Below are 23178 nucleotides of genomic sequence, written 5' to 3'. Positions count from 1 at the left end.
GGCCAGCATAGGCTGCAGCCGAATGATCATTTTTTAACCAAACATTACAGGATCCATCCTGCAGCCAATCTCGCACCTCGCCCCGAAGTGGTGCCACCTGCGGATGCAAAATGCCGCACGCGCTTGAACGAAACCGCGGCGCCGTGCGCACACGTTTGTATGCGCCGGGGCAGGCCGGGCATTCGAAACAAGCCTTGGGTGCCTGCGGTCAGTGTGCCCCTCCAGGCACGAGGCTTGTCCGTGATGCCTGCTTCACAGGCAATGCCTGGGCAACGCCCCACGCCAACTCGAAGACCAGAAAAACCGCCAGCAACAATGTTGCGCCATGGAGCAAGGCATAGACCTGCCAGGCCGAAAACAGAAACCGACCAACTGCGTCATAGCGACCATACAGCGGCTGTGGATCACGAATCCGCAGCACCGACCAGACGCAGACAATCGAGCCCAACAGATTCGCCATCAGCAAGTGCGTCGGTTCGAACGGAGGAAAACTTCCGGGCAGGCCGAGCGCCTGGTTCAGGGCCGACAACAGGCCGTGCAACGCGCTGAAACTCCAGGGCGTGACAAATGCTGCCATCACGATCAGGTCGTACCAGGCGCTGCCGCGTACCAGTCGGCGATACTGTTCAGTCGTCCACATTTCGCTCACTCCAATGATTCAAGGAGCACCAAGGCTAAAGCCTGGACTATGCTCGAAGGTCAACCCCCCTGGAGTCTCGACAATGCGTATCGGTGAACTAGCCCTGGCCAGCGCCGTCAGCCGCGATACCCTGCGCTTCTACGAGCAGCGCGGGCTGATCGCCGCCCAACGCAGCGCCAATGGCTACCGCGACTACCCCGAGGAAATGCTACAACTGGTGCTCTACATCAAGACTGCCCAACGCCTGGGCTTTACCCTTGGCGAGATCGGCAGCAGTGTCGCCGCGCTCTGGCACGCCAAGGATCCGGAAAACGCGGTGACGCAACTCCTCCAGGACAAACTGGCGCTCATCGAAACCCGCATCGCCGAACTCGGTGAGTTGCGTCTTGAACTGCAACAACGGCTGGGACAACCTTGTCCACTGAACCCATGACCCTCTTTTCTCAAGGAAGCCATTCATGTCCACGGCAAAAACCGCATTGATCATCGGCGCCTCCCGGGGCCTGGGCCTCGGGCTGGTGAAGACTCTGTTGGCCGACGGCTGGCAAGTCACCGCCACCGTGCGCGACCCGCACAACGCCGAGGCACTGCAGGCGCTGGGTGACGTACGCATCGAGAAGCTCGACATGGACGATCAACAAGCGGTGATCGCCCTCAGCCAACAACTCAAGGGCCAGGTGTTCGATCTGCTGTTCGTCAACGCCGGCGTCAAGGGCCCCGCCGTACAGACACCCGGTGGCGCGACACTGGCCGAAGTCGGTCAGTTGTTCTTCACCAACGCCGTGGCGCCGATCAACCTGGCCCAGCGTTTTGTCGGACAGATCCGCGAAGGCAGCGGCGTGCTAGCGTTCATGAGTTCGGTACTGGGCAGCGTGACCATGCCTGACGCCCCGGAACTGGCGCTGTACAAGGCCAGCAAGGCCGCGCTGAACTCGATGACCAACAGCTTCGTCAGCCAACTGGGCGAGCAGCAACTGACCGTGCTGTCGCTGCATCCGGGCTGGGTGAAGACCGATATGGGCGGTGAAGGGGCCGACCTGGATGTGGAAACCAGCACCCGTGGGCTGGTGGATCAGGTCAATGACTACGCCGGCAAGGGTGGGCATCACTTCATCAATTACAAGGGCGAGACCATTCCCTGGTAAACATCGCCATCCCCTGTGGGGGCACGTTTGCGCCCACAGGTACTCATCGTCCTGTCGGGCCAGGCTTGCCCGCAACGCACTTTTGATCGAAACTGCGCACCTCGTCCCCCGCGGCGACCCTGGATCAGCAGACAGGGCAACACTGAGCTGGCGAACCTGAACCCAACTTTCAGAGGAGCCGGCAAAATGCCCGCGACCCGTACCTGGTTAAAAAACCCTCTCGCCATCTTCACGGCCAACGACCTCGATGCCCGTGGCGGCCTGGTGCTGCAAGACGGCGTGATCGTCGAAGTACTCAAGCAAGGCCAGCAACCGGCCACTCCCTGCGCACAGGTCTTCGATGCCCGCGAGCACGTGATCCTGCCGGGGCTGATCAACACCCACCACCATTTCTATCAGACCCTGACCCGCGCCTGGGCACCGGTGGTCAACCAGCCGTTGTTCCCATGGCTGAAAACCCTCTACCCGGTCTGGGCCCGACTGACCCCGGAAAAACTCGCGCTGGCGACCAAGGTAGCCTTGGCCGAACTGCTGCTGTCGGGGTGTACCACGGCCGCCGACCACCATTACCTGTTTCCCGATGGCCTGGAAAACGCCATCGACGTGCAAGTCGACGCCGTACGCGAGCTGGGGATGCGCGCCATGCTGACCCGGGGGTCGATGAGCCTCGGTGAAAAGGACGGGGGCTTGCCGCCGCAGCAGACCGTGCAGGAAGGCGAAGTCATCCTCGCCGACAGCCAGCGCTTGATCGCCGAGTACCACGAGCGCGGTGAAGGCGCGCACATCCAGATCGCCCTGGCGCCTTGCTCGCCGTTCTCGGTCACCCCCGAAATCATGTCCGCCAGCGCCGAACTGGCGAACAGGCTCGACGTGCGCCTGCACACCCACCTGGCCGAAACCCTCGACGAAGAAGACTTCTGCCTGCAGCGCTTCGGCCTGCGTACCGTGGATTACCTGGACAGCGTCGGCTGGCTCGGCCCCCGCACCTGGCTGGCCCATGGCATTCACTTCAACCCCGACGAAATCGCCCGCCTCGGCGCGGCAGGCACCGGCATCTGCCATTGCCCAAGCTCGAACATGCGCCTGGCCTCGGGCATCTGCCCAACTCTGGAGCTGACCGATGCCGGCGCTCCGGTGGGCCTGGGCGTGGATGGCTCGGCGTCCAACGATGCCTCGAACATGATCCTGGAAACCCGTCAGGCCTTGTACATTCAGCGCCTGCGCTATGGTGCCGAGAAAATCACTCCAGAGCGGGTATTGGGCTGGGCCACCCGTGGGTCAGCGAAACTGTTGGGCCGTACCGACATTGGCGAACTGGCCGTGGGTAAACAAGCGGACCTGGCCTTGTTCAAACTGGATGAGCTGCGTTTCTCCGGCAGCCACGACCCGGTCTCGGCGTTGTTGCTGTGTGGTGCCGATCGCGCGGACCGGGTAATGGTTGGCGGCAAATGGCGAGTGATCGACGGCCAGGTTGAAGGGCTGGACCTGAAGGGCTTGATTGCCAATCACAGCCAGGCCGCACGGCAACTGATCGCCGGCGTCTGACCGCACGCCATCGTTGCGCTGAACCTCGGCGACAGGATGGCGCGCTGAAGCAATGACCGGTACCTGTCCACGCCGTATCGGGTCATCAGCCCGCTGGGCGTGGATCGGTATTCAATGCTCTTCTTCGCCCAGCCCTACCCCGACACTTCGCGGCTTGCCGACACCTGCGCCTATCGGCGGAGACAGGACGCCGTGTGATAAACCTGTTGATCAGGTTTTACCAATTGTTGCGACGTGCCTCTGTAGAATGGCGCCATTGCACCTGATGAGATTCCAAGCATGTACGACTGGCTGAACGCCCTGCCCAAGGCAGAACTGCACTTGCACCTGGAGGGCTCGCTTGAGCCTGAACTGCTGTTCGCCCTGGCCGAGCGCAACAAGATCGCCCTGCCGTGGAGCGACGTCGACACCCTGCGCAAGGCCTACGCCTTCAACAATCTGCAGGAATTCCTGGACCTGTATTACCAGGGCGCCGACGTATTGCGCACCTCTCAGGATTTCTACGACCTGACGTGGGCCTACCTGTTGCGCTGCAAGGCGCAGAACGTGATTCACACCGAACCCTTCTTCGACCCGCAAACCCACACGGACCGTGGCGTGCCGTTCGAAGTGGTGCTCAATGGTATCGCCGCCGCACTCAAGGACGGCGAACAGCAACTGGGTATCACCAGCGGTCTGATCCTCAGCTTCCTGCGCCATCTGAGCGAAGAACAAGCACAGAAAACCCTCGACCAGGCGCTGCCGTTCCGTGATGCGTTTATCGCCGTGGGCCTGGACAGTTCCGAGATGGGACATCCGCCAAGCAAATTCCAGCGCGTGTTCGATCGTGCCCGTGGCGAAGGTTTCCTGACCGTTGCCCACGCAGGCGAAGAAGGCCCGCCAGAGTACATCTGGGAAGCCCTTGACCTGCTGAAAGTCCAGCGGATCGATCATGGAGTGCGCGCAATCGAAGACGAGCGCCTGATGCAGCGGATCATCGACGAACAGATCCCGCTGACCGTCTGCCCGCTGTCCAACACCAAGCTGTGCGTGTTCGATCACATGTCCCAGCACAACATTCTCGACATGCTCGAACGGGGCGTGAAGGTCACCGTGAACTCCGATGACCCGGCGTACTTCGGTGGTTATGTCACCGAGAACTTCCATGCCCTGCATACCCATCTGGGCATGACCCAGGACCAGGCCCGGCGTCTGGCGCAGAACAGCCTGGATGCACGGTTGGTGAAACCCTGAGGCGCACTGCAAGACGTCTGTACCCGTAGCACAGACGCCAGCCTCGGGTATCGCTAGAGCGCCAGTTCCAACTCGGTTTCTCTGGCGAACCGCTCGAGCTCACGCGCACCTGCCGCCGTCACCACCAAGGCTCGGGAGTCGTTGGGCAAACTCAACCAGCCAGACTGTATGAACAGCTGCAACAGTGCTGCACCCAGCGTGCCGCCCAGATGTGGCCGACGCTCGCTCCAGTCAGGGCAAGCGCAGGCCACGTGCGAGTGGCTACGCGCCAATGCCTGAATGAACACCCCTTGGGTCGCCAACTGCCTGGCGCCCTTTGGGGTCACCGTAACGCGCTTGTCCAGCTGTTCGATCCAGCCAGCATCGAGCAGGCGCTGGAACAGGTCTGCCGCCAGGGTTCCACCCAAATGTTCCTCACAGAGCCTGGCACGCAGCAACGAAGCGGGCGCCGCCTGGACACTGGCCAACGAACTGGCGCGCTTGAACACAGGTGCAATCTTGCCTGGCGAGCTGACCAGGGTGGCGCTGGCCAGTGCCTGGACCGCCGCGCCGATCTCGGGAGCGGCCAGCCGGAAGAGCCGCTTTCGCCCTCGCTCCTCGACTTTCAACAGTCCGCCGCTGAACAGACGTCCCAGGTGGGCGTTGGCCGATGACTGGGATAGGCCTGCCAGCAACGCCAGCTCCTCGGATTGCCGTGCAGTTCCATCCATCAAGGCCCACATCATCGCGCTACGCTTTGGGTCGGCCAGCAATGCGGCAATCTGGCTGATGCAAGGTGCATGTTCCATGTATTCACTCCCTGTTGAATCATTTGTCTACTGCTCGGAGGACATCTTGACCAGTAATGTGACGCCGGCCAAGGCGTGATATCCGCCAAAAATCGGGTTAAACAACCAACTACTGTGACAAACTGCTTCGAAAGCCTGAGATCGCGCCGCTAACGATCCGCGGGAGGATCCGGGGACTCGAGCACGGCCTGGCCTGTTCGCTGACAACAGTGCCGACTCTGGCGGGCGCCTAGTATAAGCGCGATGATCGGCGCTTCCTGCCCCCGGGAAACCGTTGAAGGAGATAGCGCCTGCGAGAAATTTCCCTATATGAAGCGGATTACCGCCGCTCGACAAATCTTGTCGAAAAATGACCGGTTAATTGCGCGCAACGCCCCTTGAGCATTTCTCGTAACAGGTTCACCGGCTTACTCAATTGAGCGCGATGGGCGCACAGCAAATTCAGCGGCGCGCGTTCGCCCGACAACTCCGGCATCAGCACCTTCAGACGTCCGGCCAACACATCACCGGCGACATCCAGCCAGGACTTATAGGCAATTCCGGCACCGGCGAGCGCCCATAACCGCACCACATCCGCATCATCACTGAAACGATCACCACTGACCGTCAGGCTCACTTCCCGCTTGCCGTCATGAAAGCTCCAGTGGTCATGGACCCGACTGCCGAGCATGTACAACAGGCAATTGTGCTGCGCCAGTTGCTCCAGTTGACGCGGCTCGCCACACCGAGCGAGGTAGGTCGGGGCGGCGCACAGCACCCGGCGATTGTCCGGGGCAATGGATAATGCCACCAGGCTTGAGTCTTCCGGTTCACCGTAACGCAGGGCAATGTCGACCGGCTGGCGGAACAGATCGGCAATCCGGTCAGCCAATAGCAGGCGCACCGTCAATTTCGGGTGCTCGCGCTGGAACTCGTCCAGCCACGGCAACAGCAGATTACGGCCAAAGTCAGAGGGGGCCGACAACTGCAAGACACCGCTGACCTGATCCTGTCCACTGGCGAGCAAGCGCCGCCCCTCATCCAACTGGCTCAGCGCCGCGCGGGCATATTCCAGGAATCCCTCGCCCTCGGCCGTCAGGCGCAGGCTGCGGGTCGATCGCGCCAACAACCGCGCCCCCAGTTGCTGCTCGATACGTTTCAACGCCGCGCTGGCCACTGCCGCCGACATGTCCATGCCGCGCGCTGCCGCTGACAGGCTGCCCAGGTCGGCGGCCCGTACAAACACCTGCAAGTCATCGAAACGCAGCATCCACTCACCCGCATTATCAAAGATTCATTGAAAGAGACTGCTCTTTTAGCGGCTTTTATCTCTAAGAGAAATAGCCAATGATCGGTGCCATCCCATGACAACCGAGCCTTCCACGCCATGAAAGCCATCGCCTACTACACCTGCCTGCCCATCAGCGACCCAGACGCCCTGCAAGACATCGAACTGCCAGAGCCCGTCGCCGGCCCACGGGACTTGCTGGTGGACGTCAAGGCCATCTCCGTCAACCCGGTGGACACCAAGGTTCGCCAGAACGTCTGCCCTGAAGACGGCACCGCCAAAGTGCTGGGCTGGGATGTGGCCGGCGTGGTCAGGGCCGTTGGTAGCGAGGTAAGCCTGTTCAAGCCCGGTGACAAGGTCTACTACGCCGGCTCCATTGCCCGCGCCGGTGGCAACAGTCAATTGCATGTGGTGGACGAACGGATTGTCGGCCACATGCCCCGCTCACTGGGGTTTGCCGAAGCGGCAGCCCTGCCGTTGACCGCGATTACCGCCTGGGAGCTGCTGTTTGAACGCCTGCAGGTGCGTGAAGGCAAGACCGATGAGGGGCAAAGCCTGCTGATCGTTGGCGCCGCGGGTGGCGTGGGTTCGATCCTGACCCAACTGGCTAGCCAGCTCACCGCCTTGACCGTCATCGGCACCGCCTCCCGCCCGCAAACCCGCAACTGGGTAAGCGAACTGGGTGCCGACCTGGTCATTGACCACAGCCAGCCGCTGAGTGACGAACTCAAGCGTGCCGGTCATCCACAGGTGACTCACGTGGCCAGCCTGACCCAGACGGATCAGCATTTCGCCCAACTGGTCGAAGCCCTGGCCCCGCAAGGCAAACTCGCGCTGATCGATGACCCCAAGGCGCTGGACATCACCCAGCTCAAGCGCAAGAGCCTGTCGCTGCACTGGGAATTCATGTACACCCGTTCGTTGTTCGAAACCGCCGATATGCTCGAGCAGCACAAGCTGTTGAACCGGGTGGCCGAACTGATTGACGCCGGCATCTTGAAAACCACCGTCGGTGAACACTTCGGTACCATCAACGCGGCCAATCTGCGTCGGGCCCACGCACTGCTGGAAAGCGGCACGTCCAAGGGCAAGATCGTGCTCGAAGGTTTCTGAGGATCAGGCGATCGCAGCCTGCCAGGCGCGGTCGCTTGCCGTCAGTCAGAGAGTTGATCTACATCAGAACGGCGAGTGGATTCAGGACTACAATCGTGACCTCTGCAGTGCAATCGTTAAGCACGGAGGTCAGCAATGAAGATCCTGATTAAAGAACTGGCAAAATCCCAATGGCAAGTCCGTTTGGACGACCAGACAGTGAACTTCCGCTCTGAAGCAGAAGCCCGCGCCTTTACCTCGACCCTCGAGGCCAGATTGCACGCCCCCCATCGCCTCCCGGAACACCAACAACGCGCGGCTGGCTGACTCACGCCACGGTTTGTGCTGCCCGGGTCAGTTGCAGTCGACGGGTGAGCATCGCAACGCTCACCACCAGAATCCCGCACAGGCTGATGACCATCGCCATGGGCACCGCCGTGCCGTCGTGCAGCACCACCACCAACGCTGACGCTCCGGCGGCCACGCTGAACTGCAAACAGCCGAGCATCGCCGAGGCGCTGCCGGCGCGCGCGCCCTGCCCGCTCATGGCACAGGCCGACGCGTTGGGAATGATGCAACCCAGGCTGGAGATGCAGATGAACAGTGGAATCAGCACTGGCCATAACTGCTCGGTATGCAGTGAGCAGACTGCCAGCAAGGCCAGGCCCGCCGTCAGATAGATCCAGACCGTACGCGACAGCAGAAAGGCCGGTCCACGCCGGGACAGCAACCGTGCATTGAGCTGCGCCACCAGGATGAACCCCGCCGCGTTGCTGCCGAACAGCCAGCCGAAATGCTCGGGGGGAACGCCGTACAACTTGATGAACACAAAGGGCGAGCCGGCGATGTAGGCAAACATCCCGGCGATGGCAATGCCACCGGTCAGGGCATGCCCCAGGAACACCTTGTCCGAAAGCAGCCGACCGTACTGGCGCAACGCGCCTGACAACGGCTGACGCGGCTGGTTGGTCGGCAAGCTTTCCGGCAACCCCAGCGCCACCGCCAGGGCCGACAATGCGCTGAACAGGGTCAATGCGATAAAGATCGACTGCCAGCCATGCAGGTTGACCAGCAACCCGCCCAGCATCGGCGCCAGAATCGGTGCCAATCCCATCACCAGCATCAGCTGTGAAAAGACTTTCGCCGACCCCACCGCATCGCACTTGTCGCTGACCACCGCGCGGGAAATCACCATCCCTGCACAACCGCCCAGGGCCTGGACAAAACGTGCGCCGATCAACCACTCAAGGCTTGGCGCAAACGCACACACCAGCGACGCCAGGGTGAACAAGGCAACGCCCACCAGCAATGGAATGCGCCGGCCAAAACGGTCAGCCACCGGGCCGTATGCCAACTGACCGATCGACAGGCCGAGAAAGTAGGACGCCAACGTCAGCTGGACGTGCTTCTCGTCCGTACCAAAAGCCGCCGCCATGGCCGGAAAAGCCGGCAGATAGAAATCGATGGCCAGCGGCCCGAAAGCGCTCAGGGCGCCAAGAATCAAAATGGTACGGATGTTCATCAGGCGTCCAGGTTACGTCAGTCGGCAGCCCGACAGTCTAGCCGCGCCTGAACGCCTTGAACATTCCGATAGCTCGCTAACTAACAAAAACCTTCAGGCCAGCTTGACCCCGTAGCCTTCTTCGCTGATCAGTTCGATCACTTGGTCGGCGGTCAACTGACTCTCGACCCCGACCTCTTTCGCCGCCAGGTCGACCCGCACGCTGGCCGCTGGATCCTTGGCTTGCAGCGCCTGGGTAATGGCCCGGACGCAGTGACCGCACGACATACCTTGAACGTTGAATACTTGCATGAGGCAGCTCCTTTGATGAGATTGAGGGCAGTCTCGAGCTTGCCACCGTGGCAAGGTCAAGTTCTGCGGTGAACTGCCGGGCTGGCAATCGGCAGCGCGCTCGGCCAAGCTGCGTCATCGATGAATTAACAGCAGGAGATTCAGCCATGCGCTGGTCCGTTTTCAGCCTACTTGGCATGCTCGGTCTTTTCGCCGCCCCCCCCTCGGCCAACGCTGAAGACTACGGCGTGCTGATCATTTCTCGCGAACGCCTGGAAGTCGCGACCTCGTGCGAGATTGGCGTGTACATCCAGGATCAATTGTCGGCGCGCCTGTTCCAGGAACAGAGCACCTCGTTCAACTTGCCGCCGGGCACCTTCTCCCTGCGCCTCAAACTGCTCCCGGGCCAAATGCCGGGCTGCAACCCGGGAATGCTACCCCCCGGTTCGCAAAACATCACCTTGCGCGCCGGCGACATCCAGAAATACCGCATCGCCATGAATGGGCAAGGCGTGTACCTGAAAAAGGCCGGGCTCGGTTATTGAACCCCCCTGTCGCCGCTGCCGGACGACAGTGGCGACAAGGATCGCACCCGTCAAAGATTGGCGCTTGACCTTGCCAGCATGGCAAGGTTGATCCTGTAGGTCATTTCTACAGGGAGTAAGACCGATGTCCGATTCCACCACCTTCGACCTGCCGATCGCCGGCATGACCTGCGCCAGTTGCGCCGGGCGTGTGGAGCGCGCGTTGAGCAAAGTGACCGGCGCCAGCGCAGTCAGCGTCAACCTAGCCACCGAGCAAGCCCGTGTCCAAGCGCCCCCGGACAGCTTGCCGGCGCTCATGGAAGCGGTGCAGCAAGCCGGTTACAGCGTGCCCGCGCAAAGCCTTGAGCTGAGCATTGGCGGCATGACCTGCGCCTCGTGCGCCGGTCGCGTCGAACGCGCCTTGAACAAGGTGGCCGGGGTCAAGAGCGTCAGCGTCAACCTGGCCAATGAGCGTGCCCACCTGGAGTTGCTCGGCCAGGTCGATCCGCAGCAGTTGATCAGCGCGGTCAGCAAGGCCGGCTACACCGCCAGCGTCTGGCAAGCCGAACAGTCTTCCAGCGACGATCAGCAACAGCGCCTGCACCGTGAGCGCTGGAGCGTACTGCTGGCCGTTGTCCTGGCATTGCCGCTGGTATTGCCGATGCTGGTGCAACCCTTTGGCCTGCATTGGATGCTCCCGGCCTGGGTGCAGTTTGCCCTGGCGACTCCGGTGCAGTTCATTTTCGGCGCACGCTTCTATGTCGCGGCCTGGAAGGCCGTGCGGGCTGGTGCGGGCAACATGGACTTGCTGGTGGCCCTGGGCACCAGCGCCGGTTACGGCTTGAGCATTTACCTGTGGGCCACGGCCAGTGCCGGCAGCATGCCCCATCTGTACTTCGAGGCCTCGGCGGTGGTGATCGCCCTGGTGTTGCTGGGCAAGTACCTGGAAAGTCGCGCCAAACGCCAGACAGCCAGCGCTATCCGCGCCCTGGAAGCCTTGCGCCCGGAGCGGGCGATTCAAGTGGTGGCCGGTCGTGAGCAGGACGTCGCCATCAGTGCCCTGCGCCTCGGTGATCTGGTGCTGGTCAAACCCGGCGAGCGCTTCCCGGTGGACGGCGAAGTGGTCGAAGGCCAGAGTCATGCCGACGAGGCCCTGATCAGCGGCGAAAGCCTTCCCGTGCCCAAGCAGCCCGGCGACAAAGTCACCGGTGGCGCCATCAACGGCGAAGGCCGGCTGCTGGTACGCACCCAGGCCTTGGGTGCTGAAACTGTGCTGGCGCGCATCATTCGCCTGGTGGAAGACGCCCAGGCCGGCAAGGCGCCGATTCAAAAACTGGTGGATAAAGTCAGCCAGGTGTTTGTACCGGTGGTCTTGCTCCTGGCCCTGGCCACACTGGTCGGCTGGTGGCTGTACGGTGCGCCCCTGGAAACGGCGGTGATCAACGCCGTTGCCGTGTTGGTGATCGCCTGCCCTTGCGCACTGGGCCTGGCCACGCCGACCGCGATCATGGCCGGTACGGGAGTGGCCGCACGCCACGGGATTCTGATCAAGGACGCCGAAGCCCTGGAGCGGGCCCATGAGGTCAGCGTGGTGGTCTTCGACAAGACAGGCACACTGACGTCCGGCACCCCGCGCATCGCTCATCTGAGCGCCATCGAGGGTAACGAAGCGACCCTGTTGCAACAGGCCGGGGCCCTGCAACGCGGCAGCGAACACCCGCTGGCCAAAGCGGTGCTGGACGCCTGCGCCGAGCGTGACTTGCCGGTGGCTGACGTCAGCGCCAGCCAGTCGCTGACCGGTCGTGGCATTGCCGGCACCCTGGACAGCCGTCGGTTGGCACTGGGCAATCGCCGTCTGCTGGAAGAAAGCGGCTTGAGTGCCGACCCGCTGGCTGACTCGGCCGCCGCCTGGGAAGCCGAGGGCCGGACCCTGTCGTGGCTGATCGAACAAAGCCCCGAGCCACGGGTGCTGGGCCTGTTCGCCTTTGGCGACACCCTCAAGCCCGGTGCTCTGCAGGCGATTGGCGAGTTGAAGGCGCAACACATCGGCAGTCACCTGCTGACGGGCGATAATCGTGGCAGCGCCAAGGTCGTCGCTTCAGCGCTAGGGATCACCAACGTCCACGCCGAAGTGTTGCCGGCCGAGAAAGCCTCGACCGTCACCGAGCTGAAAAAAACCGGCGTGGTGGCCATGGTCGGCGACGGTATCAACGACGCACCGGCGCTGGCTGCTGCGGACATCGGCATTGCCATGGGTGGCGGCACCGATGTGGCCATGCATGCGGCCGGCATCACCTTGATGCGCGGTGATCCACGGCTGGTACCGGCGGCGCTGGAAATCAGTCGCAAGACCTACGCGAAGATCCGCCAGAATCTGTTCTGGGCCTTCGTCTACAACCTGATCGGGATCCCTCTGGCCGCCTTTGGCCTGCTCAACCCGGTGCTGGCGGGTGCGGCGATGGCCCTGTCCAGCGTCAGCGTCGTGAGCAATGCGCTACTGCTCAAGACCTGGAAGCCCAAAGACCTGGAGGATATTGAATGAACATCGGCCAAGCCGCCAAGCACAGTGGCCTGAGCGCCAAGATGATTCGTTACTACGAGTCCATCGGCCTGCTCAAACCGGCCCATCGCACCGACAGCGGCTACCGCCTCTATGGCGATGACGACCTGCACAGCCTGGCATTCATCAAGCGTTCACGCGACCTGGGGTTTTCCCTGGAGGAAGTCGGCAAGCTGCTGACCTTATGGCAAGACCGCCAACGCGCCAGCGCCGACGTCAAGGCACTGGCCCGCCAGCACATCGATGAGCTGAACCAGAAAATCCGTGAGCTGGGCCAGTTGCGCGACACCCTGCAGGACCTGGTGGAACATTGCCAGGGCGATCACCGCCCCGACTGCCCGATCCTCAAGGAACTGGCCTCTGGCTGCTGCGCCGAACCCTCTCGCCCCTGAGTGCCATTCCCCTCAGCACCAGCAAGGTGCCGAGGGGAATCCCGTGAAACAGTGCCACCACCCCACCCGGTGACCACAGGTTATAGAAGGGCGCGGCAATCAACATGCCGACGCCGAACCCGGTCATCTGCAGCAAGGTCAGGAAGCTGAAAATCGGCAACCGCAGATGGTCCGGTTCACGCTGCAGACGCGACATCAGGCCAACCTCGGAAAAGCCGTCGCCCAATCCTGCCGGCAGGGCGAACAGCAGCAAGCCATAGAGGCTCTGTTGCTGGAACATCAGAATGAAGCCGCTGGACATCAACAGCACGCCGAAGAAGAACCGCCGCTCCAGATTGACGTTCTCCGAGCCTGGCAGGCGACTGGCGATGCGCGCACCGATCAACTTGCCGCAGGCCCATACCGCCAGCATCAGGCCCAACGTGGTGCTGGCCGACTCGGGCGTCAACAACCTGGAAATGATCGGAAAGCCGACGTTGTGCGCGGCACTGCCCAGGGTGTCGGCCATGGACAGCACCAGCATCGCGGCAACCACCGGCGTACTGCGTAAACCATCGCGCAAAACCGCCCACTCACCGCTGTTGCGCTCGGGCTGCACGCGGACCTCTGGCACAGGAAAGCGCAACGGCAACACGAACAGCGCCGCCAACAGGTAAGTGACAATGTTCAACGCGAACACCGCTTCAAAACCAACACCCGCCACCAACAAACCCGATACCAGACTGCCGGCAACCATCGCGCCCGAGGACGCCGACGTCAGCCAGGCATTGGTTTTGAGCAGTTGATCGGCACTGACCATGTTCGGCAGTTGGCTGTTCAGACCGATGGCAAACATCGAGTTGCCCAGCCCGAGGCCAAACGCGATCAGCGGCAACAGCTGCGCGTGTTGGGCTACCGGCAGCAGCACCAGCAACAGCAGCAACCCGGCGCGCAGCACATCGAAGGCCACCAGGGGCGAGCGCCCCATGAAGCGGCGGTAGAAGGTCGTACCGATCAGGCTGGCGAAGATCCCGCCGGCCACGCGGCTGGCCAGAAAAATTCCGACGCTCATGGCACTGTTGCTGAGCAGGTAGACGTAAGTGGCCAGCGCCACCATGTTGAGAAATGCACCAAAGTCCGAGACCAGGCGCGCAGCGATGATCAGGTGGGCATTGCGACTGGATTGCCGGGGCGTGGGCTGAGTGTTCACATTCATCCTTGAGTGTGGGTGTTTCGAATATCGTCAGTATGCAGAAGAGCGCCGGGCGCACAGTAAAAACCCGGCCGAGGCCGGGTTCTTGATTCAACCGATCACTGCAGCCACGGTGGAGGCGGCTCTTCGGTCTTGCTTGGCGGTGCATCGTCTGCGGCGCGAACCGCCTGGCGGCGCTCCTCGTCCAGCCGCGCGGCCTCGATCTCACGCATGATACCGCCGACGTCCGCCAGCTCCTCCGGTTCGTCGAACTCACCGGTCAGGACGCTGCCCGGGTGCAGGGTACCTGCTTCATACAGGGCCCACATTTCCTTGGCGTACTTGGTGCGCTTCAACTCTGGGGCAAAACGCCCGAAGTAAGAGGCCATGTTGCCCACATCCCGCTCCAGCATGCTGAAGGCGTGGTTATTACCGGCTGCATCCACCGCCTGCGGCAGGTCGATGATCACCGGGCCGTTTGGCGTCAGCAGCACGTTGAACTCGGACAGGTCACCGTGCACCAGACCGGTACACAGCATCAGCACGATCTGAGAAATCAGGAAAGCGTGATACTCGCGTGCCTGATCGGCGTCCAGCACCACGTCATTCAGACGCGGCGCGGCATCGCCGTACTCGTCGGCAACCAGTTCCATCAGCAGCACGCCTTCCAGGAAGTCGAACGGCTTGGGCACCCGCACTCCGGCGCTGGCCAGACGAAACAACGCCGCGACCTCGGCGTTCTGCCAGGCATCTTCGGTTTCTTTACGGCCAAACTTGGAGCCCTTGGCCATGGCGCGTGCCTGACGGCTGTTGCGCACCTTACGGCCTTCCTGATACTCGGCCGCCTGACGAAAACTTCGTTTGTTCGCCTCCTTGTAGACCTTGGCGCAACGCAACTCATTGCCGCAGCGCACCACATAAACAGCTGCTTCTTTACCACTCATGAGTGGGCGCAGCACCTCGTCAACCAGACCGTCCTCGATCAGGGGTTCAATGCGTTTTGGAGTCTTCATCAGCTTTTATTGTGGGTCCTTTATTACCAAACACGCGAATGTCACTCGTTATACGGCAATCCTCTCACGGCGGGGAGGGGTTGCCGACCTATGAACCGTGTGGATGCACTCAATGTGCCAGATTTATCAGATTAACCCTGTCGGCCGATGGAAATCATAGCCGAGACTCTGCAGCCTGTTGACCACCGTTTCAGAAGGTATTTGCGACAGAGTCGGAGATCCAGCAGCCAACCCTTCGTAGGGTTTTTCTCGAATGGGGTACCGTTTCACGCTCCCGGGCGTTGGGCTGAGCCTGCGGCCGAACATGACGCCAACCACAGCCGCCTGCCGACCGGGCAACCAAACGGCACGGGCCTTAGCGCTCGATAATCGCGGTCACACCCTGGCCGCCGGCAGCGCAGATCGAAATCAGGCCACGTCCCTGCCCTGCCGCCTCCAGCAGCTTGGCCAGGTTGGCGACAATGCGCCCGCCGGTCGCCGCGAACGGATGCCCGGCCGCCAGGGAGCTGCCTTTGACATTGAGCCGGCTGCGGTCGATGGCGCCCAGGGGCGCATCGAGGCCAAGCCGGCTCTTGCAGTAGTCCCCATCCTCCCAGGCCTTCAAGGTACAGAGCACTTGTGCGGCGAAGGCCTCATGGATTTCGTAGTAGTCGAAGTCCTGCAAGCTCAGGCCATTACGTGCCAGCAACCGTGGCACCGCGTAGACCGGCGCCATCAACAGCCCTTCGGCGCCGTTGACGAAATCCACCGCCGCCGCTTCACCGTCGCGCCAATACGCGAGGATCGGCAAGCCGCGCGCTTGCGCCCATTGTTCACTGGCCAACAGCACCACAGAGGCGCCGTCAGTCAGCGGTGTCGAATTGCCCGCGGTCAGGGTGCCCTTGGCGCTTTTTTCGAAAGCCGGATTCAATGCGGCCAGTTTTTCCAGGGTCACGTCCGGGCGCAGGTTGTTGTCGCGGGTCAGGCCCAGAAATGGCGTCAGCAAATCCTTGTGCCAGCCCTCAGCGTAGGCTGCAGCCAGTTTCTGATGACTCTCAAGGGCCAGTTGATCCTGCTCGGCGCGCGCAATGCCCCAGGTCTGTGCCATCAACTCGCAGTGCTGGCCCATGGACAAACCGGTGCGCGGCTCACCGTTGCGCGGAAACTCGGGGATCAAATGCCGGGGACGCAATTGCAGGAAGGCTTTCAGCTTGTCGCCCGTGGTTTTCCCGCGGTTGGCCTGCAGCAGAATCCTGCGCAGGCCTTCGCTGACGCTGATCGGTGCATCCGACGTGGTATCGACGCCGCCGGCAATGCCGCAGTCGATCTGTCCCAGGGCAATCTTGTTCGCCACCAGCAACGCCGCCTCCAAGCCTGTGCCGCAGGCTTGCTGGATGTCGTAGGCCGGCGTCATCGCTGACAGCCGTGAGCCAAGCACGCACTCGCGAGTCAGGTTCATGTCCCGCGACAACTTCAGCACCGCCCCCGCCACCACCTCCCCCAAGCGCAACCCGTGCAGGTTGTAACGCTCGATCAGGCCTTCGAGCGCGGCGGTCAGCATCGCCTGGTTGCTGGCGGTGGCGTAGGGGCCGTTGGAGCGGGCAAACGGAATGCGGTTACCACCAATGATTGCCACGCGGCGCAACTGAGTCATGAAAAGCTCCTATTCTGTGAAAGCCACACCCCACAAGCGTAGGCCTTATCTCGTGGATCGAACGACTGATCACCAGGCAGGGTCCACACGTTGAACCCCTGCTGCCGGAGCGTGTTCCATGTCAGACCGCTATATCGACTTCGCCAACTCGTCCCTCGGCCACCGTGTAGTCGGTGCCCTGGGCCTGCCGTCGCCGGTTCGACTGGAGCGATGGGAAGCCGGTCGTCTCAGGCCGGTCGAGGGTGCGTTGCTGATCGGCGGCGGCCCGCTGGCACAGAGGGTCGGCGCACTGGCCAGCAAACTCACCGAGCAAATCTACGGCTACGGAGCGGAACCGCTGGTAGCCCAGGCCTGGATTCCAGGCCACGGGCCCAGGCTCAAGGCCGTGGTGTTCGATGCCAGTGACCTGCTGCACACCGGGCAACTCAACGCACTGCGCGAATTCTTCCAGCCACTGATGAAAAATCTCGATCACTGCGCGCACCTGGTGATTCTCGGCCGGGCTCCCGAGACTCTGGTCGACCCGTTTGCCGCCAGCGCCCAACGTGCACTGGAAGGCTTCAGCCGCTCGCTGGCCAAGGAGCTGCGCAGCGGCGGCACCCTGCAGTTGCTGTATGTCGGCGACGGCGCTGAAGAACAACTCGAAGGCGCGCTGCGGTTTTTCCTCTCGCCCAAATCCGCCTATGTCTCAGGTCAGGTCGTGCGACTCGACCCCTGTGCGACACAGGTACAGGACTGGACCCGGCCGCTGGCGGGACGCAAGGCATTGGTGACCGGTGCCGCTCGCGGCATTGGCGCATCGATTGCCGAGACCCTGGCCCGCGACGGGGCCGATGTGGTGCTGCTGGACGTGCCCTCGGCCAGAGCCGACCTCGACGCCCTCGCCGCACGCCTGGGCGGCAACAGCATTGCCCTGGATATCTGCGCTGAAGACGCCGCCACCCGGTTGGTCGAGCAACTGCCCGAAGGCATCGACATCCTGGTACACAACGCCGGCATCACCCGCGACAAAACCCTGGCCAACCTGACGCCGGAGTTCTGGGACGCGGTGCTCGCGGTCAATCTCAATGCACCGCAAGTGCTGACCAAGGCGCTGCTCGACAGCGGCACCCTGCGCGATAACGCACGGGTGATCCTGCTGGCATCGATCAGCGGCATTGCCGGCAACCGCGGGCAAACCAACTATGCCGCAAGCAAGGCTGGGCTGATCGGGCTGGCACAGGCCTGGGCTCCGCTGCTGGGAGCGCGTGGGATCAGCATCAATGCCGTGGCGCCCGGCTTTATCGAAACCCAAATGACCGCGCACATTCCCTTCGCCCTGCGCGAAGCCGGACGACGCATGAGTTCACTGGGGCAAGGCGGACTGCCACAGGACGTCGCCGAAGCCGTGGCCTGGCTCGCCCAACCGGGCAGTGGCGCCGTCAGCGGGCAAGCGCTACGGGTGTGTGGGCAAAGCGTACTGGGGGCTTGATCATGGCGACGGACTGGCAATTATTGAACAGCGCCCCCCACTGGTCGGCGCTCTATTGGCGGGCAGCGACGCGCCGCAAAATCACCGGTACCGCGTTGCCTGATGTGGGCGTGCGCTGCTGGCTCAGCGTCGATGCCGGTCACTTGGCGGCCTACCGTAAAGTCTGCGGTTTTCCCGAAAGCGGCCTGCTGCCTCCAACCTACCCCCAAGTACTGGCGTTCGGCTTGCAACTGCAGTTACTCACTGACAAGGCGTTCCCGTTCCCGCTGCTGGGGCTGGTGCACCTGGCCAATCGTATCCGTGTGCTGCGGCCCTTGGGCGGTGTCAGCCGGGTGTGTGTCAGTGTCCGAGTACAAAACCTGCAACCCCACGCCAAGGGCGCAACGTTCGACTTGATCACTCGCGTGGATGACGCGCTGGGGCTGCTCTGGGAAGCCGAAAGCCAGATGCTTTGCAAAGGGGTGAAGTTGGCCAGCGAAGCCATCGAGCCAGCAGCGGATGCCACTGCGCCCATGAGCGAAGTGACCCGCTGGTGGGCTCCCGGCGAGATCGGCCGCCAGTACGCCAAGGTCTCGGGGGACTACAACCCGATACACCTGAGCACCGCCAGCGCCAGGCTGTTCGGATTCCCCCGTGCCATCGCCCACGGGTTGTGGATCAAGGCGCGCACACTGGCCGCACTGAGCGGCCACCTGCCTGGCTCGGCTTATGAGATCGCAGTACAGTTCAAAAAGCCCGTGCGACTACCCAGCGAGGTCGTCTTGCTGGCCAGCGCTGCGGATGCCCATGGCGAGCTGAAATTGATCGGTGCCGGGGAACTTGAGCACATGCTCGGCACTTGGCGGCCGATAGCCCTGCCTAGCCGCGCCGAATGAGAAAAACACCGACCAGAATCAACACCAGGCCGGCGATCTTGCCGGCGCTGACGGGGGCCTCGCGAAACCCCGCCCAACCGAAATGATCCAGCGCCAGGGCCATGCCCAGTTGCCCGGCCAATACCAGCGCCATGAACAGCATCGCACCGATCCGCGGTCCGGCGAAGGCCGCGGTGGTGATGAAAAAAGCCCCCAGCAAACCGCCGCTCCAGTGCCACCAGGTCAAGCTCTTGAGCGCCGCCAATGTCGGCGCTTCACGCTGGATCATCACCAGCAGCAACAGCGCCATAGTGCCGACAAAAAACGAAATCAACGCGGCGGCCAGCACACTGGAGACCTGTTTGGCCAGTTGCCCATTGATACCGGCTTGCAGCGGTAAAAACGCACCGGCAACAAACGGCAGACACAGTAACCACCAGACGGGAGCCGGCATGTTGTTCTCCAGGGAATCGATTGGGGATGCAGTATACGCACTCGACCCCCGACGTGTAGGCACCGTTTAGTCCGGCTCGGCCCTACATGGTTAATTGTATATATATCACTTAAGTTTTTTACCCACCCCGCAAACCAGTAGAAACACGCCCCTCTTGATTTAAAGGAATTTTCCACAAGCCCCGATCAGAAACCACACCCTTGGTATTAGCCGTTAGGCAGGGTCTCCACCCTTGTATATAAGTTGTTAATACCAAGTTGAGAATGGCGTGAAACTCGTTGAACATATTGAAAACTTCAGTGCCGATCGGTGAGATAAACAACACCACCAACGTGGCGACCATGCAGCAACAATAGCGTACTCAATCGCTGATGCGCCTTCGGTCCGATCGAAAAGCTGACGGGTTTTGAGTACCAACAAGTGAAAGGTCATCAGGCTTCTCCTTGCGCCAAAGGCACGAATGAACGGAACTACGACATGATTCCTCTGTGCCACCGGAGCATTGTCAACAAAGCCCTCTCCAGCAACTGTAAGAACCAACTAATCACAAAGTAGTAACCCGGCCGTAGACGCCAAAATAACTTAGCTTTACAGGGACCTCATCTTTCTGGGGGGATTTTCAAGTTCAGTAATGGCATTTTGGATTAGCTGCGCTACCTGCAAATAGCCAAATCGTTGCCTGTTCATAGCTGCCTGATTGCGAAGTTATCTCGTCGAGTGTCACGAGCCGATGATGCAGCAGGAAAGGGAGAGCCGTCATGAACAGTCGTGTCACCATGGGGCTGGCTGGACTCTTGTTTGTCGCAGCCATCATTGTCGGATACTGGGGACTGGTCTTGAGCCGGCAACCGGCTCCGATTGCAGAATCGGTTGTTCCGCCTCTTGCGCCCCCCACCGTGATTGAAAAAACCATCGCGAATGCCGAAGACCAGACTCGCCAACCGGTGGTGGTGCGTGATGTGCCGCCATTCATCCCGTTGACGGCCGTCGATGTAGCCCTGGAAAAACTTCGTAGCACTCCTGCTGGCAGTTTGAAACGCGGCGATCAATCCAATCGCCCCACCCTGTCGGGCCGGACCGCAAAACCGCGAACGTGGAGACATCGAGCACTCCGTTGCCGGCACACGGCCAAGCGCTACCTCCAGTAGTGCTCGAAGTGTAGTCAAGGCTCGCAGCCGGCGCCGGCAACTTGCCAGCACCGATCACGGATAGCCGGCCTCACCTTGGGTCGGCCTTTGACCCCGGGCTTACTTCGGTGGGTAGTTGCTCAGGATCCGTCGGGCAGTCTCGCGAATCGCATTGCTGCGATCAGTGGGATTCGGCGAACTGCTGAGCATCTGCTCGTCACTGCCGCGCCAGACCAGCTTGCCGTCCTTGCCGTCGAGCAGGTCGATCTGCAGGGTGGCGACCTTGTAGGTCACATTGCGGGTTTCGTTGTACATCGGCGCGCCATAGTAGCCGTTCCAGGGATTGCCCCAGGCGCCGCCGTAGTTGGTGGTGACCTGTTGCTGACGCTCCTCGACGATCAGGTAAGTCTGCACATTGAGATCCCCCTTGCTGCCGCCGGCGGCAGGACGCAGGCCACGCTGGTCGAGCTGATCGGCCACGGACTGGCGAATGCGTTGCTCAGTGAGGTCACTCTTGATCCGCGGATCATCGGGACGGTATTGCAGGGCAGGCTCTTTCCAGGTCCAGCTGCGATAGGCGCTGAAGTCGCGACTGGCGTCATAGTCGTGATTGATCTGATTGGACTGGCAAGCACTGAGCAGCACGACACAGGCCAGTAAAGCGAGGCGGCGAAACATGATTTTTCTCCGGTTCGGACACGCAACCAAATGCGTATCATTAACCGGGAGGATACGCCGCTACCGCCTTTTCTACAGCCTCTCTCAATGATTTCGCGCGCTGGGTTTCGCTGTCGTCGAGGCCGGTTTCGGCGCTGGTGCTCCAGACCAGTTGCCCGGTTTGGGCGTCGTACAGGTTCACCCTGACCACCAGCATTTGCACATTGTAGGTCCGCACAATGGGGACGGTGTTGTACATGCCGTAACCACTGCCATAGCCGCCACCGTAGCGGTTGTAGCCACCGTAGGCGCCATACCCGTAGTCATCCTGCACCTGTTGCAGCCGGGTTTCCTGTTGCAACTCGGCGCTGACCCACAGATCAGCCGCCCTGTTGTCATGCAACGGACGCAAGCCCCGTTGGTCCAGCGCATTGCTGACCAACTCGGCGATCTGCGCCGAGTCAGCCCAGGTCGAACCGCTGGGCAACTGGCCGTCGAGCCAGGCCCAGCTGCGGTAACGGGCATAATCTCGAGGCGCGGCCGGATAGGCGCTGCGGTCAAAGGTCTTGGCGGCTTGCGGCGGGGCCGGTGGTAACGGGTTGGAGCTGGCGACATACGGATTGCTGCCCTGGCAGGCGGCAAGCCCCAGGCACAGCAGGATCAATCCCGGATGGCGTTTCATGGTGCTCTCCACAGGTGCCGGCTTCAGGCCGGACGACAGATCCAGTGCAGGTAACGCCCGAGCCCGGCGAACGTCGGATGACGACGGTGGGCCAGTTCCATTTCCAGCAGGTCGATCAGTTCGGCGCGGGCCTGGAACTCCACCGGCATGTAGTCATGGAAAACCCGCACACCGCTCTGGGTTTCGACCGTCCACAAGCCTTGCAGTTGCGTCGCCAACTCCCGTGGATCCAGGGGCATTTGCGGGGTCAGGCTTTGCTTCTCCCCCGCCATGTCGTTCTTGCGCATCTTGCGGAAATGGCCCTTGAGCAAGTTGCGGTAAATCAAGGCATCGCGGTTGTAGAACGCCAGCGACAACCAGCCGTCCTGAGTGGTCAGCTGATGCAGCACGGGCAGAATCGCGTGAGGCTCAGCCAGCCACTCCAGTACCGCATGGCACAGCACCAGGTCATAAGGCTCTGTCAGTTGCCCCAACAGTTCCTGCCATGGCGCCTGGATGAAGGTTGCGGTTTGCCCGGCGTCGGCGAATCGCTGGCGCGCGCCACTCAGCATGGGTTCGGCAGGCTCGGCCAGGGTGACCTGATGGCCGCGTTCGGCCAGCCACAACGACATGTGGCCCAAGCCCGCTCCGATATCCAGCACCCGTAATGGACGATCCGGCAGGATCTCGGCCAGGTCAGCTTGCAGCACTGCCAGGCGGATCGCACCTTTGGCCCCACCGTAGATTTTTTCGGCGAAACGGGTCGCCAACTGATCGAAATGACGGTCGCTCATCAGCTGAACCTCCGTTCGCTGTCCGCCAGTTTGCTGCGCACGACCTGTTCCAGGTCCAACCCCAGTTCGCTGCACAACAGCAGTAGATAAAGAACGATATCACCGACTTCCTGACCGGCATGGGCGAGCTTTTCCGGCGGCAGTTGCCGCGACTGGTCCTCGCTCAGCCACTGGAAGATTTCCACCAGTTCGGCCATTTCCACACTGGCGGCCATGGCCAGGTTTTTCGGGCTGTGAAATTGCCGCCAGTCATTGCGGTCGCGGATGCTGTGCAGGCGTTCGGTCAGTTCAACAAGGTTCATCGGGCTCTCCTGAAGGCGTATAGCTTCGGGCGGATGGCCGATGAAGGCAAGCTCGGTCAATCG

At 61.8% G+C, this 23178-nt stretch carries 24 protein-coding genes and 2 pseudogenes; 13 read left to right on the top strand and 13 right to left on the bottom strand.

The window, feature by feature from the left end; translation table 11 throughout:
- Positions 1-208: 208 nt before the first annotated feature.
- On the bottom strand, positions 209-640 hold the full coding sequence (locus CKW07_RS10625; protein WP_095144854.1) for a hypothetical protein: 432 nt from the start codon (positions 638-640) through the stop codon (positions 209-211).
- Positions 641-722: 82 nt separating this feature from the next.
- On the opposite strand from CKW07_RS10625, the gene CKW07_RS10620 reads away from it, so the two are divergent.
- The 5 genes and pseudogenes from CKW07_RS10620 to CKW07_RS10600 all read left to right on the top strand — a co-directional run bounded on the left by CKW07_RS10620 (position 723) and on the right by CKW07_RS10600 (position 4563).
- Positions 723-1073, top strand: a complete 351-nt coding sequence (locus CKW07_RS10620) for a MerR family transcriptional regulator (RefSeq protein ID WP_095144853.1) — start codon at positions 723-725, stop codon at positions 1071-1073.
- Between the two features lie 25 nt (positions 1074-1098).
- Positions 1099-1785: an SDR family oxidoreductase gene (locus tag CKW07_RS10615; protein WP_095144852.1), complete on the top strand. Its 687-nt coding sequence runs from the start codon at positions 1099-1101 to the stop codon at positions 1783-1785.
- Positions 1786-1971: 186 nt separating this feature from the next.
- Positions 1972-3330, top strand: a complete 1359-nt coding sequence (locus CKW07_RS10610; RefSeq protein ID WP_095144851.1) for an 8-oxoguanine deaminase — start codon at positions 1972-1974, stop codon at positions 3328-3330.
- Between the two features lie 18 nt (positions 3331-3348).
- Positions 3349-3528 (top strand): annotated as a pseudogene (locus CKW07_RS10605) (2OG-Fe(II) oxygenase); the annotation flags it as partial.
- Positions 3529-3609: 81 nt separating this feature from the next.
- Positions 3610-4563 carry an adenosine deaminase gene (locus CKW07_RS10600; protein ID WP_095144850.1) on the top strand — a complete coding sequence of 318 codons (954 nt, stop codon included), beginning with the start codon at positions 3610-3612 and terminating at the stop codon, positions 4561-4563.
- 53 nt (positions 4564-4616) lie between these two features.
- Here CKW07_RS10600 and CKW07_RS10595 read toward each other — a convergent pair whose 3' ends face one another.
- Together CKW07_RS10595 and CKW07_RS10590 are read right to left on the bottom strand one after the other, a co-directional pair.
- Entirely contained in the window at positions 4617-5351 is a 735-nt protein-coding gene (locus tag CKW07_RS10595) for a helix-turn-helix transcriptional regulator (RefSeq protein ID WP_095144849.1), read from the bottom strand.
- Between the two features lie 319 nt (positions 5352-5670).
- Complete coding sequence (locus CKW07_RS10590) at positions 5671-6600, bottom strand: LysR family transcriptional regulator (RefSeq protein WP_095144848.1); 930 nt, start codon at positions 6598-6600, stop codon at positions 5671-5673.
- Positions 6601-6717: 117 nt separating this feature from the next.
- On the opposite strand from CKW07_RS10590, the gene CKW07_RS10585 reads away from it, so the two are divergent.
- Positions 6718-7731, top strand: coding sequence for a zinc-binding alcohol dehydrogenase family protein (locus CKW07_RS10585; RefSeq protein WP_095144847.1), 1014 nt, complete (start codon positions 6718-6720; stop codon positions 7729-7731).
- Between the two features lie 135 nt (positions 7732-7866).
- A complete protein-coding gene (locus CKW07_RS25445; protein WP_172736416.1) occupies positions 7867-8037 on the top strand; it encodes a hypothetical protein in 171 nt (56 codons plus the stop codon).
- 1 nt (position 8038) lies between these two features.
- Here CKW07_RS25445 and CKW07_RS10580 read toward each other — a convergent pair whose 3' ends face one another.
- Complete coding sequence (locus CKW07_RS10580; RefSeq protein WP_095144846.1) at positions 8039-9232, bottom strand: multidrug effflux MFS transporter; 1194 nt, start codon at positions 9230-9232, stop codon at positions 8039-8041.
- Positions 9233-9325: 93 nt separating this feature from the next.
- Positions 9326-9523: a heavy-metal-associated domain-containing protein gene (locus tag CKW07_RS10575; protein WP_095078263.1), complete on the bottom strand. Its 198-nt coding sequence runs from the start codon at positions 9521-9523 to the stop codon at positions 9326-9328.
- A 146-nt stretch (positions 9524-9669) separates the two neighbouring features.
- Between CKW07_RS10575 and CKW07_RS10570 the strand changes: the two genes are divergently transcribed.
- From CKW07_RS10570 to cueR, 3 genes are all read left to right on the top strand, one after another.
- Complete coding sequence (locus CKW07_RS10570; protein ID WP_095144845.1) at positions 9670-10047, top strand: hypothetical protein; 378 nt, start codon at positions 9670-9672, stop codon at positions 10045-10047.
- Positions 10048-10171: 124 nt separating this feature from the next.
- The gene (locus CKW07_RS10565; protein ID WP_095144844.1) at positions 10172-12568 is read left to right on the top strand and encodes a heavy metal translocating P-type ATPase; all 2397 of its coding nucleotides are present in this window, start codon (positions 10172-10174) and stop codon (positions 12566-12568) included.
- The gene (cueR, locus tag CKW07_RS10560) at positions 12565-12978 is read left to right on the top strand and encodes a Cu(I)-responsive transcriptional regulator (RefSeq protein ID WP_095144843.1); all 414 of its coding nucleotides are present in this window, start codon (positions 12565-12567) and stop codon (positions 12976-12978) included. Before CKW07_RS10565 ends, cueR begins: the two co-directional genes overlap by 4 nt.
- Here the strand turns inward: cueR and CKW07_RS10555 are convergent.
- From CKW07_RS10555 to CKW07_RS10545, 3 genes are all read right to left on the bottom strand, one after another.
- Positions 12932-14167: an MFS transporter gene (locus CKW07_RS10555; RefSeq protein WP_256577037.1), complete on the bottom strand. Its 1236-nt coding sequence runs from the start codon at positions 14165-14167 to the stop codon at positions 12932-12934. The two genes, cueR and CKW07_RS10555, sit on opposite strands and share 47 nt — an antisense overlap.
- Before the next feature lie 101 nt (positions 14168-14268).
- The gene (locus CKW07_RS10550) at positions 14269-15162 is read right to left on the bottom strand and encodes a PA4780 family RIO1-like protein kinase (RefSeq protein ID WP_095144841.1); all 894 of its coding nucleotides are present in this window, start codon (positions 15160-15162) and stop codon (positions 14269-14271) included.
- A gap of 355 nt (positions 15163-15517) precedes the next feature.
- On the bottom strand, positions 15518-16795 hold the full coding sequence (locus tag CKW07_RS10545) for an acetyl-CoA C-acetyltransferase (RefSeq protein WP_095144840.1): 1278 nt from the start codon (positions 16793-16795) through the stop codon (positions 15518-15520).
- A gap of 118 nt (positions 16796-16913) precedes the next feature.
- Between CKW07_RS10545 and CKW07_RS10540 the strand changes: the two genes are divergently transcribed.
- Together CKW07_RS10540 and CKW07_RS10535 are read left to right on the top strand one after the other, a co-directional pair.
- On the top strand, positions 16914-18266 hold the full coding sequence (locus tag CKW07_RS10540) for a 3-oxoacyl-ACP reductase (RefSeq protein WP_095144839.1): 1353 nt from the start codon (positions 16914-16916) through the stop codon (positions 18264-18266).
- 2 nt (positions 18267-18268) lie between these two features.
- Positions 18269-19141, top strand: coding sequence for a MaoC/PaaZ C-terminal domain-containing protein (locus CKW07_RS10535; RefSeq protein ID WP_095144838.1), 873 nt, complete (start codon positions 18269-18271; stop codon positions 19139-19141).
- Here the strand turns inward: CKW07_RS10535 and CKW07_RS10530 are convergent.
- Positions 19125-19574, bottom strand: coding sequence for a DMT family transporter (locus CKW07_RS10530; protein ID WP_095144837.1), 450 nt, complete (start codon positions 19572-19574; stop codon positions 19125-19127). The two genes, CKW07_RS10535 and CKW07_RS10530, sit on opposite strands and share 17 nt — an antisense overlap.
- Before the next feature lie 758 nt (positions 19575-20332).
- Here CKW07_RS10530 and CKW07_RS10520 point away from each other — a divergent pair.
- A pseudogene (locus CKW07_RS10520) lies at positions 20333-20626 on the top strand (Flp pilus assembly protein CpaB); the annotation flags it as partial.
- 195 nt (positions 20627-20821) lie between these two features.
- Here CKW07_RS10520 and CKW07_RS10515 read toward each other — a convergent pair.
- From CKW07_RS10515 to CKW07_RS10500, 4 genes are read right to left on the bottom strand one after another with little or no spacing between them, the layout of a single operon-like run.
- The gene (locus tag CKW07_RS10515) at positions 20822-21379 is read right to left on the bottom strand and encodes a DUF4136 domain-containing protein (protein WP_095144836.1); all 558 of its coding nucleotides are present in this window, start codon (positions 21377-21379) and stop codon (positions 20822-20824) included.
- 40 nt (positions 21380-21419) lie between these two features.
- Complete coding sequence (locus CKW07_RS10510) at positions 21420-22040, bottom strand: DUF4136 domain-containing protein (protein ID WP_095144835.1); 621 nt, start codon at positions 22038-22040, stop codon at positions 21420-21422.
- Positions 22041-22063: 23 nt separating this feature from the next.
- Positions 22064-22813, bottom strand: coding sequence for a methyltransferase (locus CKW07_RS10505; RefSeq protein ID WP_095144834.1), 750 nt, complete (start codon positions 22811-22813; stop codon positions 22064-22066).
- Positions 22813-23115 carry a MazG-like family protein gene (locus tag CKW07_RS10500; protein ID WP_095144833.1) on the bottom strand — a complete coding sequence of 101 codons (303 nt, stop codon included), beginning with the start codon at positions 23113-23115 and terminating at the stop codon, positions 22813-22815. The genes CKW07_RS10505 and CKW07_RS10500 overlap by 1 nt, the downstream gene beginning before the upstream one ends.
- Positions 23116-23178 lie beyond the last annotated feature (63 nt).

Origin of the sequence: Pseudomonas sp. Irchel s3b6 (assembly GCF_900187415.1) — a bacterium.
Taxonomy (GTDB): domain Bacteria; phylum Pseudomonadota; class Gammaproteobacteria; order Pseudomonadales; family Pseudomonadaceae; genus Aquipseudomonas.
The sequence above is the reverse complement of the archived record's forward strand: the minus strand, read 5'-3'. Positions and strand labels throughout refer to the sequence as shown.

Coding starts and splice junctions, on each gene's coding strand:
- CKW07_RS10625 (WP_095144854.1), bottom strand. CDS start 640: ATGTGGACGACTGAACAGTATCGCCGACTGGTACGCGGCAGCGCCTGG.
- CKW07_RS10620 (WP_095144853.1), top strand. CDS start 723: ATGCGTATCGGTGAACTAGCCCTGGCCAGCGCCGTCAGCCGCGATACC.
- CKW07_RS10615 (WP_095144852.1), top strand. CDS start 1,099: ATGTCCACGGCAAAAACCGCATTGATCATCGGCGCCTCCCGGGGCCTG.
- CKW07_RS10610 (WP_095144851.1), top strand. CDS start 1,972: ATGCCCGCGACCCGTACCTGGTTAAAAAACCCTCTCGCCATCTTCACG.
- CKW07_RS10600 (WP_095144850.1), top strand. CDS start 3,610: ATGTACGACTGGCTGAACGCCCTGCCCAAGGCAGAACTGCACTTGCAC.
- CKW07_RS10595 (WP_095144849.1), bottom strand. CDS start 5,351: ATGGAACATGCACCTTGCATCAGCCAGATTGCCGCATTGCTGGCCGAC.
- CKW07_RS10590 (WP_095144848.1), bottom strand. CDS start 6,600: ATGCTGCGTTTCGATGACTTGCAGGTGTTTGTACGGGCCGCCGACCTG.
- CKW07_RS10585 (WP_095144847.1), top strand. CDS start 6,718: ATGAAAGCCATCGCCTACTACACCTGCCTGCCCATCAGCGACCCAGAC.
- CKW07_RS25445 (WP_172736416.1), top strand. CDS start 7,867: ATGAAGATCCTGATTAAAGAACTGGCAAAATCCCAATGGCAAGTCCGT.
- CKW07_RS10580 (WP_095144846.1), bottom strand. CDS start 9,232: ATGAACATCCGTACCATTTTGATTCTTGGCGCCCTGAGCGCTTTCGGG.
- CKW07_RS10575 (WP_095078263.1), bottom strand. CDS start 9,523: ATGCAAGTATTCAACGTTCAAGGTATGTCGTGCGGTCACTGCGTCCGG.
- CKW07_RS10570 (WP_095144845.1), top strand. CDS start 9,670: ATGCGCTGGTCCGTTTTCAGCCTACTTGGCATGCTCGGTCTTTTCGCC.
- CKW07_RS10565 (WP_095144844.1), top strand. CDS start 10,172: ATGTCCGATTCCACCACCTTCGACCTGCCGATCGCCGGCATGACCTGC.
- cueR (WP_095144843.1), top strand. CDS start 12,565: ATGAACATCGGCCAAGCCGCCAAGCACAGTGGCCTGAGCGCCAAGATG.
- CKW07_RS10550 (WP_095144841.1), bottom strand. CDS start 15,162: ATGAAGACTCCAAAACGCATTGAACCCCTGATCGAGGACGGTCTGGTT.
- CKW07_RS10545 (WP_095144840.1), bottom strand. CDS start 16,795: ATGACTCAGTTGCGCCGCGTGGCAATCATTGGTGGTAACCGCATTCCG.
- CKW07_RS10540 (WP_095144839.1), top strand. CDS start 16,914: ATGTCAGACCGCTATATCGACTTCGCCAACTCGTCCCTCGGCCACCGT.
- CKW07_RS10535 (WP_095144838.1), top strand. CDS start 18,269: ATGGCGACGGACTGGCAATTATTGAACAGCGCCCCCCACTGGTCGGCG.
- CKW07_RS10530 (WP_095144837.1), bottom strand. CDS start 19,574: ATGCCGGCTCCCGTCTGGTGGTTACTGTGTCTGCCGTTTGTTGCCGGT.
- CKW07_RS10515 (WP_095144836.1), bottom strand. CDS start 21,379: ATGTTTCGCCGCCTCGCTTTACTGGCCTGTGTCGTGCTGCTCAGTGCT.
- CKW07_RS10510 (WP_095144835.1), bottom strand. CDS start 22,040: ATGAAACGCCATCCGGGATTGATCCTGCTGTGCCTGGGGCTTGCCGCC.
- CKW07_RS10505 (WP_095144834.1), bottom strand. CDS start 22,813: ATGAGCGACCGTCATTTCGATCAGTTGGCGACCCGTTTCGCCGAAAAA.
- CKW07_RS10500 (WP_095144833.1), bottom strand. CDS start 23,115: ATGAACCTTGTTGAACTGACCGAACGCCTGCACAGCATCCGCGACCGC.